Annotated in this window: 14 protein-coding genes and 1 pseudogene; 7 read left to right on the forward strand and 8 right to left on the reverse strand. The window is 53.2% G+C overall.

Annotated features, from left to right (window positions below; all coding sequences use genetic code 11):
- Nucleotides 1-7 precede the first annotated feature (7 nt).
- The 5 genes from ACR0JF_RS20415 to ACR0JF_RS20435 all read right to left on the reverse strand — a co-directional run bounded on the left by ACR0JF_RS20415 (nt 8) and on the right by ACR0JF_RS20435 (nt 4681).
- Complete coding sequence (locus ACR0JF_RS20415) at nt 8-1084, reverse strand: Ldh family oxidoreductase (RefSeq protein ID WP_170662637.1); 1077 nt, start codon at nt 1082-1084, stop codon at nt 8-10.
- On the reverse strand, nt 1074-1946 hold the full coding sequence (locus tag ACR0JF_RS20420) for an ABC transporter permease (RefSeq protein ID WP_170375895.1): 873 nt from the start codon (nt 1944-1946) through the stop codon (nt 1074-1076). The genes ACR0JF_RS20415 and ACR0JF_RS20420 overlap by 11 nt, the downstream gene beginning before the upstream one ends.
- The gene (locus tag ACR0JF_RS20425) at nt 1943-2752 is read right to left on the reverse strand and encodes an ABC transporter ATP-binding protein (protein ID WP_170467807.1); all 810 of its coding nucleotides are present in this window, start codon (nt 2750-2752) and stop codon (nt 1943-1945) included. Before ACR0JF_RS20425 ends, ACR0JF_RS20420 begins: the two co-directional genes overlap by 4 nt.
- Nucleotides 2749-3717, reverse strand: coding sequence for an ABC transporter substrate-binding protein (locus ACR0JF_RS20430; protein WP_480514259.1), 969 nt, complete (start codon nt 3715-3717; stop codon nt 2749-2751). The genes ACR0JF_RS20425 and ACR0JF_RS20430 overlap by 4 nt, the downstream gene beginning before the upstream one ends.
- Before the next feature lie 118 nt (nt 3718-3835).
- Complete coding sequence (locus ACR0JF_RS20435; protein WP_480669768.1) at nt 3836-4681, reverse strand: fumarylacetoacetate hydrolase family protein; 846 nt, start codon at nt 4679-4681, stop codon at nt 3836-3838.
- A gap of 210 nt (nt 4682-4891) precedes the next feature.
- Here ACR0JF_RS20435 and ACR0JF_RS20440 point away from each other — a divergent pair, with 210 nt between their 5' ends.
- The 7 genes and pseudogenes from ACR0JF_RS20440 to ACR0JF_RS20470 all read left to right on the forward strand — a co-directional run bounded on the left by ACR0JF_RS20440 (nt 4892) and on the right by ACR0JF_RS20470 (nt 12255).
- Complete coding sequence (locus ACR0JF_RS20440) at nt 4892-5572, forward strand: FadR/GntR family transcriptional regulator (protein ID WP_170375889.1); 681 nt, start codon at nt 4892-4894, stop codon at nt 5570-5572.
- Between the two features lie 194 nt (nt 5573-5766).
- On the forward strand, nt 5767-6450 hold the full coding sequence (locus ACR0JF_RS20445; RefSeq protein ID WP_170375887.1) for a fumarylacetoacetate hydrolase family protein: 684 nt from the start codon (nt 5767-5769) through the stop codon (nt 6448-6450).
- 60 nt (nt 6451-6510) lie between these two features.
- On the forward strand, nt 6511-8046 hold the full coding sequence (locus tag ACR0JF_RS20450; RefSeq protein ID WP_170662635.1) for an acyl--CoA ligase: 1536 nt from the start codon (nt 6511-6513) through the stop codon (nt 8044-8046).
- Nucleotides 8047-8050: 4 nt separating this feature from the next.
- Nucleotides 8051-9028, forward strand: coding sequence for a 2-dehydropantoate 2-reductase (locus tag ACR0JF_RS20455; protein ID WP_480669771.1), 978 nt, complete (start codon nt 8051-8053; stop codon nt 9026-9028).
- A gap of 91 nt (nt 9029-9119) precedes the next feature.
- Nucleotides 9120-9821 (forward strand): annotated as a pseudogene (locus ACR0JF_RS20460) (IS6 family transposase).
- Between the two features lie 485 nt (nt 9822-10306).
- Nucleotides 10307-11629, forward strand: coding sequence for an adenylate/guanylate cyclase domain-containing protein (locus ACR0JF_RS20465; protein WP_170662631.1), 1323 nt, complete (start codon nt 10307-10309; stop codon nt 11627-11629).
- A 158-nt stretch (nt 11630-11787) separates the two neighbouring features.
- Nucleotides 11788-12255, forward strand: coding sequence for a hypothetical protein (locus ACR0JF_RS20470; RefSeq protein WP_170662629.1), 468 nt, complete (start codon nt 11788-11790; stop codon nt 12253-12255).
- Nucleotides 12256-12385: 130 nt separating this feature from the next.
- Here the strand turns inward: ACR0JF_RS20470 and ACR0JF_RS20475 are convergent, their stop codons facing one another.
- From ACR0JF_RS20475 to ACR0JF_RS20485, 3 genes are all read right to left on the reverse strand, one after another.
- Nucleotides 12386-13273: a DMT family transporter gene (locus ACR0JF_RS20475; protein ID WP_170662627.1), complete on the reverse strand. Its 888-nt coding sequence runs from the start codon at nt 13271-13273 to the stop codon at nt 12386-12388.
- A 255-nt stretch (nt 13274-13528) separates the two neighbouring features.
- The gene (locus ACR0JF_RS20480) at nt 13529-13987 is read right to left on the reverse strand and encodes a putative molybdenum carrier protein (protein ID WP_480669774.1); all 459 of its coding nucleotides are present in this window, start codon (nt 13985-13987) and stop codon (nt 13529-13531) included.
- On the reverse strand, nt 13984-14667 hold the full coding sequence (locus ACR0JF_RS20485) for an SOS response-associated peptidase (protein WP_170662625.1): 684 nt from the start codon (nt 14665-14667) through the stop codon (nt 13984-13986). The genes ACR0JF_RS20480 and ACR0JF_RS20485 overlap by 4 nt, the downstream gene beginning before the upstream one ends.
- Nucleotides 14668-14690 lie beyond the last annotated feature (23 nt).

Here is a 14690-nt window from a genome sequence, read left to right on the forward strand (position 1 = left end):
TCGACCGCTAGTCAGTGTTGAGATCAGGAAATGGGTGTGTCAGCCCACAATCCTGGGCAAGGTTGTTGAGGTCTCGACAAAGGGCGGGATTCAACCTCAGACCGTCTTTACGACGGGCTTCAGCTGCGGCCGTTTTGCCGTCTCCGGGCAAGCGCACCGGGTCATGATCGGGCAGTGGGGCTGACGCGCGCATTTCGGAAAAGACGCGGGCCGCGTTGGAAGCAAAGTCTTTTTCCATCCCAAACGCTGCCGGATTTAGCGCCATTACGAATTGCCCTGTGTTTGTGGATGAGGTCGTGTCTGAGGTAAAGTTGACCACGTCTGAGCCGAAGGCCGCGCCGTTCAAGACCCCGGCCATTAATCCGATAGCTACAGAAAGACCGAAACCTTTTGGACCGCCGATCGGCAAAAGAAATCCTTCTGACTTGCGGGCAGGGTCCGTCAATGGGTTTCCATCGAGCCCGACCATCCAACCCTCAGGCATAGGCTTACCTTGCTGTAACAGGGTCTTGATCTTGCCCATAGCGGCAACAGTTGTGGCCATATCAAATACGAATGGATCGGGGCCATCGGCAGGCGCAGAGAAAGCGATAGGATTGGTGCCAAGAAGCAGGTCGCTTCCGCCATAGGGCGGAACGTGGTTCGCACTGCCAACCGCTGCGGCCATGCCAAGCATCCCAGCCTCGGCTTGTGGACGCACGTATAGTGCGAGTGGTCCCGCATGGTTGCCGCGTCGAACGCCGACCCATCCAATGCCGACCTCTCTCGCCTTTTCTATTGCAAGATCTCGCGCCGCCGACATAGCTAAATGACCAAGTCCGTCATCTCCGTCGATCAAAGCGGTTGCAACAGTCTCATGTTCTACCGTGACTTTTGGCGTAGCATTAGAGCCGCCGCCCGCCAACCGGGCAAGGTACTGGCGCAGGCGAAATACACCGTGTGTGCCGTAACCATAGATGTCGGCCTCCACCATCGTCGAGGCCACCTGAACAGCGTCCGCTTTTGGCACACCTCGCGTTTCGAGTGCGCTCGCCACAAACTCACGCAGGGCCTGGCAGTGTATTTTCACAGGTTCAGAAGTCATCTCTGCCGACCTGCTCTTTATGCCAGAACACTAGTTTACGCTGTGTCCAAACCACCGTTGCAAAAACGGCTAGGCCGACGAGGCTGAGATACAGGATCAACGAGAACACCCGAGGTGTATTGAGCTGCGAGGCTGCAACACGGATCAGCTCACCAAATCCCTTTCCGCCGCCCAGGAACTCTCCTGTAATTGCACCTGCCATCACGCCAACTGCACCGATCTTGAGACCGGTGAATATCTGCGGCAGGCCAGTTGGCAGCTTCATCTTGATCAATGTCTGCATCCGGCTCGCGCCCATCGTCTTGAACAACATGCGCGCGTTTTCGTCGGCGGCGTGAAGCCCAGCGGCTGTTCCAACCACAATTGGGAATGTCGCAATAAATGCGGCAAGTGCCACCTTGGATTCAATGCCGAACCCCAGCCACGCCACAAACAGCGGGGCGAACGCGACTTTTGGCATGGTGTCGATGGCCACGAGGTAAGGCATCACTGCTTTTTCGCCAAATGCGGTTTCCCCGACTAGCACGCCCAGCGAAAAACCGATCGCGATCGCCAAGGCAAAGCCATAGATGACCTCTTTGAAAGTGATCCAAAGCGCACCCAGCATGTAACCTCCGGTCAAAAGGTTTTGTCCGACGAAAATCATGTCCCTAAGGGTCTCCATCGGGGTAGGCAGGATGATCGGCGATACAAGCCCCAAGCTCGTCACAATCTGCCAAGTGCCCACGAAAACGACGAAAACAAACGTCATCGCAATCCAACGGGGAACCGAGTCGATAAAGTGAACTTTCTGCTCCCATACAGTGTCTTCTGCGGGGTCAGCGTCCTTTACGGAAGGCGAGTAGTCCTGAACTTGGCTCACATTTCTTCTCCCTTATCCAGGAGGCTGCGAATGTAGTCTACAATAGCGCCGAACTTAGGAGTCGTCATCATATCGAGCGTGCGCGGGCGAGGCAGGTCGACTTCAACGATTTCAGCAATCCTGCCTGGACGTGGCTTCAACACGACGATTTCATCGGACAAAATCACCGCCTCTTGAATGGAGTGCGTCACAAGAAACGCGGTCGCTTCCTGTTCCCGGCAAATCCGCTGCAACTCCATATTCATCATGTCGCGCGACAGCTCGTCGAGAGCGCTGAACGGTTCGTCCAACAAAAGCACGGCTGGTTCAGTTATCAGCATTCGACAGATCGACGCGCGTTGTGCCATCCCGCCCGACAATTCGTTCGGATATACGTTTTCAAAACCTTTCAAGCCTACGACATCTAAAAGTTCGTGAGCCTTTGCCATGGCTTGTTTGGCTGCTGCCTTTCCATCGCGGATCTCGATCGGCAGTACGATATTTTCCACAGCTGTTTTCCATGGGAAAAGTGTCGCTTGCTGGAACATCATACCAATATCACGGCGGGTCCCAGTGACCGGCAACCCCTGCAGGATCACACGTCCTTTAGTTGGCGGGATCAGACCCGCCATGATCTTTAGCAGAGTTGACTTGCCGCACCCGCTGGACCCGATGACAGATGTGAAGCTTCCTTTCCGAAGCGTCAGATTGATGTCCTCGAGAGCGACCACCAGATTGCGCGCATAGGTCTTGCTTACGTGTGTCAACTCGTAGACCGGCGTGCCCAAGGGCGCGCCGGAAAACTCATGGGTGACTTCAGCGTTCATTTACTGACAGCCTCGTTGCCAATGGCAGCAAACTCATTGGTCCACGCAGCGCTCAGGTCATCAAGTGGTCCTGGAATTTCGCCACCTGCGACCAGCGCGTCTTGCCATTCTTGCCAGACTTCGGCGGGATACCATCCCAGACCATTGCTTGGATCCGCCGCTATGGTTTTTGAACGCACGGCATCGAAAAGTGCCGACTGGAACTCCTTGTCTTCGCCTTCCTGCGGATTGCCGTCGGCCAGGTGCTTCAACACGGCTTCGCGGTTGGCATCATCGAGCGCAAAGGCATGGCCACGAGCGAATGCGCGGCTCCAGGCCTCGACCAGTTCCCGATCATTGGCGATTGTGTCGGCCATAGTGGCGATGCCGTTGCCGAAGAAACGCCCAAATTCTGCCGGCGTAATGTCGCGCACTGCCATTCCGCGCTGGTTCAGAATTGCCGTGTCAGCTGTCGATGCGGAATATGCGTCGATTTCACCGTTCAGGAAAGCCGCAGTTGCCGGGCCACCGTCGCCGACAGTCAGGAAAGTGAAGTCTTCACCCTCTTTCATGCCTGCTCCGGTCATCACATTGCGTGCAAAGCCGACTTCCGCGCCATCAGCCGTACCTGTTCCGATAACTTTACCTCGAAGCTCTTCAACACTTTGGATGTCAGAGTCTTCTGGCACGGCGATGCCGAAGTTGCTGCGTGCCGCAACGTTGTAGATATGTACTGCGTCCACATCCCGCGATCGCGCTGCGATTAGGGGGCCAGGTCCGGGGCGACCGAAATGCGCTTGCCCTGCAGACAAAGCTTGAAGCACGGCTCCCGAACCGTTGATCGCCTCGACGGTCACGTCCAAACCTTCGTCTGCGAAGTAACCTTCTCCAATGGCGACAAAAACAGGAAATGAGTTGATCGCCGATGGGCTCGGCTGTACAAAAGTGATCTTACGCAAGTCCTGCGCAAAACCTTTCGTTCCCATTGCTCCCGCTACCGGAACTGCCGAAAGCAAGGACGCTGTGAAAGTCCTTCTGTTCATCATTTTAGTCTTCCTCCCTTGCATGGTTGGCTTCCAGCAGCTTCAGAGATGCAGGAGCCACTTACACGGCGCGCACGGTATTCCTGAGCGTGCCAATTTCTGAAATTTCACAAACCACCGTGTCCCCGTCTTTCAGGAACTGAGGCGGGTCCATTGCGTATCCGACGCCTGACGGCGTGCCGGTCGCAAGTACGTCGCCCGGTTCTAGGGTCAGGCCTTCTGATAGGGATGCGATCAGCGTCGGAATGTCGAAAATCATGTCCGACGTAGTTCCGTTTTGGCGCTGTTCGCCATTGACGGTTATTCCAATTGACAAAGACTGCGGATCGCTGACCGCATCAGCAGTCACGATCCAGGGACCCAATGGGCAAGACCCATCTAAACCTTTGCCTTTGAAATACTGCCCACCATGTCGGCGTTGAATGTCGCGTGCGGTGATGTCGTTGAGGATCGTATAGCCGTATACATGGTCGTATGCGTCAGCCTTGGCTATGTTTCGGCCCGGTTTTCCAATCACAACTGCCAGTTCCACTTCGTAGTCGATGGCTTGTGATACCGATGGGAAAATCAGAATGTTTGCCTCAGGTGCCACAATCGAGGTTGGCGGTTTTGTGAAGAAAACCGGATGCTCTGTTACACCAATTTTTTGATTTTGTGCCCGTTCGCCCTCGGCAATGTGTTCAGCGTAATTGCGCCCTACACAAAACACGTTCTTACTCGGACTGGGAATTGGCGCCAGAAACGGCGCGTCATCCCAAACCAGTGCGTCCTTTAGACTACCTGCTTCAGCCGATGAAACGAGGGATCTCAAAACTCCAAGCGTATCTTCTCCACCCGCGATCAATTGCTGCATTGAACCGGCGTTCAGCGTTTTGCCAATCATTTGCGCTGCGCGCAAAATGTCCAACTTGCTGCCATCTTCAAGTATTGCCACGCAAACGGCGTGACCCTCTACGGAAACAGTTGCTAACCGCACTCGGCACTCCTCCCTCGTGCTTATGTCAAGCCGTGGTCACGGAACCTGTCCTGCGACTCGTTTCTTGCTTTCCTCTTGCTCTTGAGTTTTTTCCGACTTGGCGTTTCAATCAATCAACCAATCACTAAATTGGGTGGAGATATGAGCGCACCAACCGAACTCGCGCACCGCGTACGCGACCTAATTAACAATGCGGGATACAGGCATAACGACAGGCTCCCACCTGAACGTGAGCTGTGTTCAAAACTTGGGACAACTCGCAATCAGTTGCGAAGAGCGTTGGCAGAACTCGAGGCCCAGGGGCTGATCTGGCGTCATGTGGGGCGGGGAACATTTGTTGGTTCCAGACCGGTTCTCAACCTCACCGACGTAACTTACTTGGGCAATCAAATTAAACCTGAACAGGTTGTGTCGGTGCGATTCACGGTCGAACCGCAGCTTAGCCGGCTGGCGGCACTCCATTCCACTCGTTCAGACCGTGAGCAAATGAGGCTTTGCGCTGACAAATGTCGCACGGCAGAAGACTGGCGCACCTACGAAGCGTGGGACAACAATTTGCACTACGCCATAGCCCGCTCTACTCGAAACCAACTTTTTCTATACTTTTTCGAAACTTTGAATTCGGTCCGTAGGTCGATTGTTTGGGGGCAACCACGCGAAACCCTGAAGCCCGCTGAAAATTACTCCAGTTTTCGGGAGCATGATGCGATCGTATCCGCCATTGCAAAGGGCGACGCTGAACTTGCCGCCAGTGCCATGGTGGATCACCTGAAATCCGTTTATTCGCGCGTACTACCCAAAAGCATGCAATCTGACGGCTGATGTAGAATAAGTGCCCAACCAATTCTAGAAATGGTCGGGCTGCAACGAGGTTGGAGCTCTTGCATACTCACCCCAAATTTGGCGATGACTTCATAGGAAGCCGCGTCTGATCGTATCTGGCGTAGCATCGATCGGAAGGTCTCTGGCCGTTTGGAAATCCGATCATTGGCAACTATACGCTGAGGAGGAAAGCGATGTCCGGTCATGTCATTCCCGCGCCGCAGGTGCATACTATACCCGTAGCGGGGGGCGGCACATTCCCAGTGCGTCGCGTTTATTGCATCGGCCGAAACTACGCCGCACATGCAATTGAAATGGGTCATGACCCTAACCGGGAACCTCCGTTTTTCTTTCAGAAGAATCCTAACAATCTGGATTCCTCGGGTGAATTCCCGTACCCACCGCACAGTTCCGACGTGCACCACGAAGCAGAAATGCTCATTGCGCTCAAGTCCGGCGGTACGAATATCTCGGTGGACGATGCATTGGATCATGTCTTTGGATATGGTCTCTCGCTTGATATGACCCGACGCGACCTGCAGGGGCAGATGAAAAAAATGGGCCGTCCTTGGGAAATTGGTAAAGCGTTTGAACGCTCTGCGCCATGCGGGCCTATTCACAAGGCATCAGAAGTTGGGCATCTCGACCATGGTCCAATTACTTTGACGGTGAATGGTGACGTTCGGCAAGAGGGTGATTTGAACCAGATGATCTGGAAGGTCCCAGAGATGATCTCCTACCTGAGCGACTACTTTGAGCTCGCTGCCGGAGACGTCATCCTTTCTGGAACACCTTCTGGCGTTGGCCCTGTGAGCCGTGGCGATGTTATGGTTCTGGCCGTCGACAAACTGGGTAGCATAACGGTCAACGTAACTTAGCAAGTACTACAACAAACCCTCTCCGCGAGTTAGGCCAATGCTTTTGTGAACGGATCCCGGATGCCCTATCTAGTCGCTGAATTGATTGCTCCCCATTCCGGCACTGCAAATGCTATCGGTGCTCCTGGCCGGTCTTGGTTGAATTACCATGGGCTCCGCGAGCTTTGCGCAAAGGTCAAAGCGGATCTATATCAGATCGGAGTAGGTCGTAGAGATCGAGTTGCGATCGTTTTGCCCAACGGTCCAGAGATGGCGACGGCTTTCATATCCGTTGCCCAAGTGGCTACGACGGCACCTCTGAACCCCGCCTACACTTATGAAGAGTACGTATTTTACCTCAAGGACCTGCGGGCTAAGGCACTGCTTGTAAGTGAAAACGAAGATGGACCTGCAGTAAAAGCGGCAACCGATCTCGGCATCGCTATATTGCGGGCGTCTTCCGATAGCTTCCCAGAGGCCGGCCAGTTTTCGATTTTGTCCCGCGACCCAATTGGAGTCGCTGATACCTCTGCGCCGCGTGAAGATGATGTCGCCCTGATACTCCACACTTCGGGAACGACGTCGCGCCCAAAGATCGTCCCTCTGACGCAGGCAAATATCTACGCATCTGCGAGAAATGTGGCTTCGTCTTTGACACTGACAATCAATGATCGTTGTCTAAGCATCATGCCGCTGTTCCATATCCATGGGCTGATCGCAGCAGTCGCGGCTTCTTTAGGCGCCGGATCGCAAATTAGCTGCGCCCCTGGGTTCAACGCTCTAAGCTTTTTTTCGCAGGTCGCTGAAGTTGATCCGACTTGGTATACGGCAGTCCCGACGATGCACCAAGCTATTCTGACCCGAGCTGCACGAAACCAATCAATCATTGATCAATCGCGGTTGCGCTTTCTTCGATCTTCCTCTGCTTCGTTGCCCGCACCAGTTATGGAAGAGTTGGTTGCAACATTTAGTGCGCCCGTCATCGAAGCCTACGGCATGACAGAGGCCGCGCACCAAATGTGTTGCAACCCGCTTCCTCCGCAAAAGCAAAAGCCCGGATCTGTTGGAATAGCTGCAGGACCCGAAGTCAGGATTGCACACGAAACGGAAGATGTGTTGATCGCTTCGCGGGATGTCGGAGAAATCGTTATCAGCGGTCCGAACGTGACACCGGGATACGAGAGCAACCCGCAGGCAAATGCAGACAATTTCTTTGAAGCGGATGGAAAGCTTTGGTTTCGTACCGGTGATCAAGGGTCGTTCGACGAAGAGAATTACCTGCGGCTGACCGGACGCCTTAAAGAGCTGATAAATCGTGGTGGAGAAAAAATCAGCCCGCTCGAAGTCGATGCCGTGCTTCTGAGCCACCCGGACGTTGCTCAGGCAGTTTGTTTTGCCCTCCCACACGAAAAACTGGGCGAGGATATCGCGGCGGCGGTGGTACTGTCCGAGGGCGCGGCGATCGCGGGTACAGAAGTTCGGGATTTTGTCGGCGAACGGCTCGCAAAATTCAAGGTGCCGACATCAGTGGTCATTCTCGAAGAGATTCCAAAAGGCGCGACTGGTAAGATACAACGGATTGGGCTGGCCGCTAAACTTGGGCTGACAAAGGCTTAGACACATGAAAGTTTGCATCTTTGGTGCCGGAGCTATCGGAGGTTACGTTGCCGCGAAGCTCGCGCAGACTGACGTCGACGTCAGTGTCATTGCGCGTGGCGCCCATTTGGCTGCAATGCAGGAAAATGGGCTTACTCTCCTTGAGGGCGGGCGGGACCCGATCAACGTGCCGGTACGCGCCTCAGGCAATACCGCCGATCTTGGCCCACAAGATTATGTCTTTATCACTCTAAAAGCGCACTCTGTTCCAGCGGTTGTAGATACAATGCAGCCGCTGATTGGAGCCGAGACAACACTAGTAAGTGGTGTGAACGGGGTGCCTTGGTGGTACTTCCACAAACTGGAAGGTCCCTACGAAGGGAAGAGGTTGCGGTCTGTGGACCCGGGTAACGTGCAATGGAATGGTTTCGGGCCAGATCGGGTTCTTGGATGTGTCGTCTACCCAGCCGCAGAAGTCGTTACTCCGGGAACTATCAAGCATGTCGAAGGCAATCGTTTTTCGTTAGGCGAGCCTGATGGTTCCAAATCAGACCGCGCTGCCAAGTTTTCGGCGGCACTATCCGCCGCTGGGTTACGTGCGCCCGTGAGACCAAGAATTCGGGACGAAATTTGGCTAAAGTTATGGGGTAATCTGTCGTTCAACCCGATCTCCGCTCTTACCCACTCAACACTTGATGTATTGTGTACTGATCCGGGTACACGGTCTGTGGCGCGCGGAATGATGCTAGAGGCTCAGGAAATCGCCGAGAAACTTGGGATCAGGTTTCCGGTAGATGTTGAAAAACGTATTGACGGCGGGGTAGCAGTTGGCGCCCACAAAACCTCTATGTGGCAGGACTTGGAGTTGAGCCGACCAATGGAAATTGATGCACTGGTTACTTCGGTGCAGGAATTGGGGCAACTGATCGGGATCACAACACCCACAATCGACACTGTTGCATCACTGATAAAACTGCGGGCAAAAGTCGAGGGTCTTTATTAAGCTTCTGCCAGCGATCATCTGGACTTATCAGAAGTGCCTTGTCAGAAGAACTTTGCTCGAGCGGGGCAAGGTGGTTGAGTAGCTTTTTCCGATGACCAAGTCTGCCTTTTTCAAATGCTTTAAAATAGTCCCGAAACCATTCGCCTTGCTGTGATGCTGTACATCCGTTTCCCGCTCTCGCTTCGGAATGTCGAAGATCTGCTGCATGAGCGAGGCATCGATGTGAGCCACGAAACTGTCCGAAATTGGTGGAACAGGTTTGACCCGAAGTTTGCTGCTGAGATCAGACGGAAGCAGGTGCAACAACTTTGCGTATTATCGAAATGGAAGTGGCACCTGGATGAGGTTTTCTTGAAGGTGAATGGCAAGCGGCATTTTCTTTCGCGGGCTGTTGGCCATGAAGGCAAGGGGCTGCAAACCGTTGTCACCAAACGCCGAAACAAGCAGGCGGTATTGAAATTCTTCAAGAAATCGATGAAACGCCATGGCTGTTCAGAAGAGATCGTAACGGATCGCTTCGCGTCGGACTGCTCTCAGAGAACTAAGCGCTACCGAAAAACAGCAGACGGGCAGGTGGTTCAACAACCCAGTCGAGAACTCGCACCTTCTTTTCCGATGATGCGGACGCGCGATGCAGCGTTTCAGACGCATGCGAAGTCTACAGAAATTCGCCTCCGTCCATTCCTCTTTGTGCAACAAATTCAACCGGGAAAGATCGCTAGTCAGCCGAGACACCTTCAAGCCGACCCGCGCCACCGCTCTTAGCGAGTGGCGTCAACTTTGTTCCGGATAGGTTCGCGGTTTCCGCGGCAAACTGAGACTGGTTCGAATTCGTCTGACGGCACCTCCCTGAAGTGGCCATCGCTCGCGGTCACTCGTACCGAGTCAGAAAGACAAATGAGCTTTTGAGCGACAGGTGTAGGATGAATTGGTTCATCCCAACCTTTCTTGAGCCTTAAAAAACATGGTTTGCGTAGCCGCCTCGGGCTTTGAAATCTCAATTGCTTTCGCAGGCGGCGCGAATGTTTGCTCCTCAAATTCAACTTCGATGTCTTTCCAATGGCTTTCGCCTTGGGCGTCTGAGTACAATTTTATGAATTTCACTTTTTTGCCCTTCCTATTTGAATTGCCTAAAAAACAAACACCGGACTTTGTGACGAAAAGCAGCAAAACTCAAATTGGGCTCTGATGCTGACGATCACCTGAATACTGAGAGCGAACGCGCAAAAGAATTTGCGATCTCATTGTTAGAGAATTGAGAGTTCGAAGACAAACCGAATGACACGAGCCTCCGGCTGTAACAAGATGGTGGGGGAGGTTTACGGTATGGCGGATGTTTTCGACCGCATTGCAGATTGGCTGCAAAAGCTGGCCTTTTTTGATGCTGATCTTGGCGGACTAGTCGAGCAGTTAAGTCTCAGGCTGATCGATGGTGGCGTGCCGGTCACACGTGTTTCGTTGGGCCGCCTGATGATGCACCCTGTAATCGGATTGCTCGATGCAACGTGGGATGCTTCGAACCATCGTATTGAATGGACTGTTCTTCCACGTAGCTCAGTAACGGCTGATCTCTTTGATAAAGCACCCTTCGGAGAGAATTCGAAATTGGCCAATGAGATTGCCAAACAGCACTTTAGTAAGGAAGTATGGGACTTAGCCGACGGACTTTCGAACGGAACAATCAAGTTTCCTTTCATGCGAGCAAATCTGACTGTCGAAGCGACCCGTGACAAATTTCCGCTATTCCGAAAACTCGCTGAAGCAGGTGTCACCGATTATGTCGTATTCAGTGCGCCATTCGGCAATCGTACTGTTGTCTTTGACGGAGAGATGGAGTGGGCTTTGGGCGCGTCTGTTTCTTTTGCTACAAAGCGTCGTTCTGGCTTCACGGACCGTGAGGTAGATGGTCTGTCGCGGCTATCGTTACCTTTGCTTGGTGCAGCGCGTGTATTGTCGGAGCAGTTCTTGGCAGCTGAATTGATGGAGGTCTATCTAGGCAAAGTGTCCGGTCGATCCGTACTTAACGGTCAAATAGCCCGAGGAGATGTCAGCAGAATTGACTGTGCTCTCTTGTTCAGTGATATGCGCGGCTCTACCGCTTTGAGCCAGCGCTTGTCATCGGAAAAATATGTCGCGACGGTTAACCAATTCTTCGATTGTGTTGGTGGGGCGGTGCACGATCACGGCGGAGAGATTCTCAAATTCGTTGGTGATGGGTTGCTTGCGATCTTTCCATTTGATGGTCAACGAAGACTACCTGAGGACATGTGCGAAGCAGCCCTGTCCGCAGCGCGTGAAGCGTTTCAAAGGAATGAAGAACTTGATCCATCAGACCGTGCTGAGTTTGGGGTTGGTTTGCACACGGGCGCCGCTGTCTACGGGAATGTTGGCACCGAAAGGCGCTTGGATTTTACGGTAACTGGCACATCAGTCGCGATTGTCAGCAGGTTAGAAGGCCTGACGCGAAAACTGGACGCGCGGCTTTTGGCAACGGGCGATTTTGTGAACTTGGTATCTGACGAGCCACAAAAATTGGGGCGGCATTCTTTGCGGGGTTTTGATGAAGACTTAGAGGTCTTTTCTTACGACATTACCACGTAACGCTCAATTGTATTAGGCTTTTGCCAAACACTCGTTGTGGCGTGTTCTGAGGCGGGGGCACTAGAATGACAACGGTGTGCTTTACAGCTCAAACCGGACATGCGGCAGTACGGCAGGCGGAAACACGACCATGCCGGACGCAAATGGCAGCGGAGTGGATGGAGCAGACGTTCAAAGCAAAGGCCTATGCCACCAACGTCTCATCGGTTTTGGAGAGCTTGCAAGGCGCAAGAGCAGCGATGCACAATGGACGCATGCCAACCTTGCAACGGATCATACTGACTGCAACCACTCTGACGCTTGCTAGTACGGCGGCAGTATCTTTGGAGATGTCCTGCACTCACCCTGACAGCCCAAATCACACTTACAGCGTTACCGGTGATCAGGGTGTATTTACCTGGGATGACCACGACATCAAGCGCAAATGGTTGCTCATGTGCAATGACCAACGAAACGGTTTGTCTGCATGCCACAGGTCAGAGAGCTACGGCAAGCGTGGCGCTAGCGTGATAACTTTCGTGATGCTTCCAAACGGAATCTTAGTCGAAAGCGGTTACTGGGCTCTTCTTGATACTAGCCGCGTCAGCGTAATAGCAGACTTCGTTTGTGAGACAGAAGGCGAGTGACCGCTTTGCGGACAAAGCGCCAATTCTTGAGAATTGCACCAAGTTCAGCTTTGAGTACTCATCTCTTCCAAGCGGTCGATTGTTTATTTGACAATAGTTGTTTTTTTGCGTTCAGACAATTCGACTTCTCTCAGGACGCTTCCTTTGATTTTTTGGTCGCCAAGAAGACGCCAAATCCAGCGACAACCATCCCAACCCAAGCAATCGGTGGCATGACTTCTCCGAGGACCAGCCAAGCAACAGCTGCCGCTCCCGGTGGGACTAGAAAAAAGAGCGCGGAAACTTTTGACACCTCCCCGGCGCGGATCATGGCAAGCAACAAGCCAACGGCGATGAGTGAACTTGCAATGATGAGATAGACCAGCGACGCAAAAAGCTGCCAAGTCCAAGTGATCTGCATGGTTTCAAAGGCGACCATGAATGGCGCAACCCCCAACAAGCCTGCCGTAAACCCGACCAAATTTGCAGTGACAGGATGATGCGAAACTCCGAAGCGTTTTTCCCACAAGGTTCCGCCGGTAATACCGATCAGGGCGAGTGCGGCGAAAAGAAAACCAAACAATGGCGGTGTAGCTACCTCCGACCTTGCAGTAATGACAAGAACCGCCCCCGTCAGGCCAAGGGCCAATCCGGCCCATTGCCGCCAGCTCACACTTTCACCTGCCCAACGCGGTGCGATCAGGCTGGTCAGAATGGGCTGCATAGCGAGGATAAGGGCCAGTGTTCCAACCGACAAACCTGCGTCAAACGACATGTAACACATGCCAAAATACATCGCCTGAAGCAGAAAACCAACGATGGCCAAGTGTATCCACTCTTTAGGTGATTTTGGCAGCGGTGGGCGCAGGATGGCAAACAAGCCGGCCATAATCACCACTACACAGGCAAAGCGCAGTGCAAGGAAAGTCATCGGCTCTATATAACCGAGGCCGAACTTGGCACCGACATAGCCGGTTGACCACACCGCCACAAATATACCTGGTGCAAAAATTAGCCATGTGGGCCGGTCGGCGGTCAAGAAAAATACCCTCGGCAAGTGTTGGTGTCGGACATCAGGGAAAATTCACGTGAACTCCGAAATACACTGAGCATGGAAATAGTGAAAATGAAATGATTTAGCAGACATCTATCTTGCCATATCGCGTGACAAGACATTCTTCGCTACCTCAATTGTGGCAGTATGGAATTTTCGATCATTGGACCGTAGGAGTTGTTAATACCGTCGGGTTTACCGGTCAGCCCTTTAAGAACTTCGGGCGTGTGAGAAACTGGCCTAGTTGGTCGAAAAAGCATCGCTCAGGAAAGCAAACGCCTTTGAATATACCCCAGGTGCCTCAGATTCACGTGGTCCGGCAACGTTAAGAACCGAAGGTGTGATTGATGCGACCCACTTCCGAACTCGCTCAGTTTCTAGACGGTTTTTATCTGCAAGCGCGATACGCAAAACCGGTTTTCCTACCTCAATTGCGACTTTATGAGTATAGTTCGTGCCCGGGCTTTCTGATCCATCAGTCAGAATAAGCGTCGCGTCGCTTGAACCGACGTTGAGCCGGGTTCTGACGTCGGGTTCAGCCGACGGTGCTTCCGTTAGACCTGAGTATCGTTCTGGAATGCGGCCAGCTTCGTTGATGCGACCCTTGGGGACCCAGCCGCCGTAGCTCAAACCGCGTTGGATAGCGAACTCAAGTGCAGCCAAGTCTACGCCAGTTTGACCACCCGATACGATTTTCACGGCAATCTTCCTGCTGGATCCGACTTCTCACCTTCGCCAGACCGAACAATTTGCGTTTCGTTCGAATTGAAGGGCTCCAGCAGTTCGAATGCGTCATCCGCGTTGCCATCCATCCATTGCTCATAGTCCTCCGGCTTGAGGATGGCGGGCATTCTCTGCGGGTGTATGGGCTTTACCAGTTCATTGGCCGTCGTGGTGATGACGGTGTAGGTTCCAACCTCCTCTGGCCCTTCAATGCCCTGGTATCGCGAGGTTTGCCACATACCCGCAAATGCGAGTGGCGGGCGGTCTTCATCGCCTTTCAAGGCAAACCAGTGATAGGTTGCAGGGTTTCTTCCTTGGGCCTCACAGAACGAACTAGCCGGAACGAGGCAACGCCGCTCCTCAAAGCTCTGTTTCCAAAAGCCGTTTGAGCGAACCTTGTCATCACGTGCGTTGTTCCAGGCACCGGGTTGAATAATTGCGCCGGTTTTCTTTGACTTCTTTGTCGTGCGAAAGCCCCAACTCAGTGGGACCAACTCTCGCTGACCTTCCTCGCCTTTCCTGATTACCGGGGCTAAGTGCTTTGGGTAGATGGCTGGCAATGGTTCCGCATTCCCGAGCCTGTCACGTTCAACGGCCACATCAAACAGTTGGCGCATCGCTGTGGCAGGGATGGTGTTGGAGTAGAGGTTGCACATAGCCAGAAAGGCTAAGCACAAGA

The organism is Ruegeria sp. BG11, assembly GCF_056538565.1.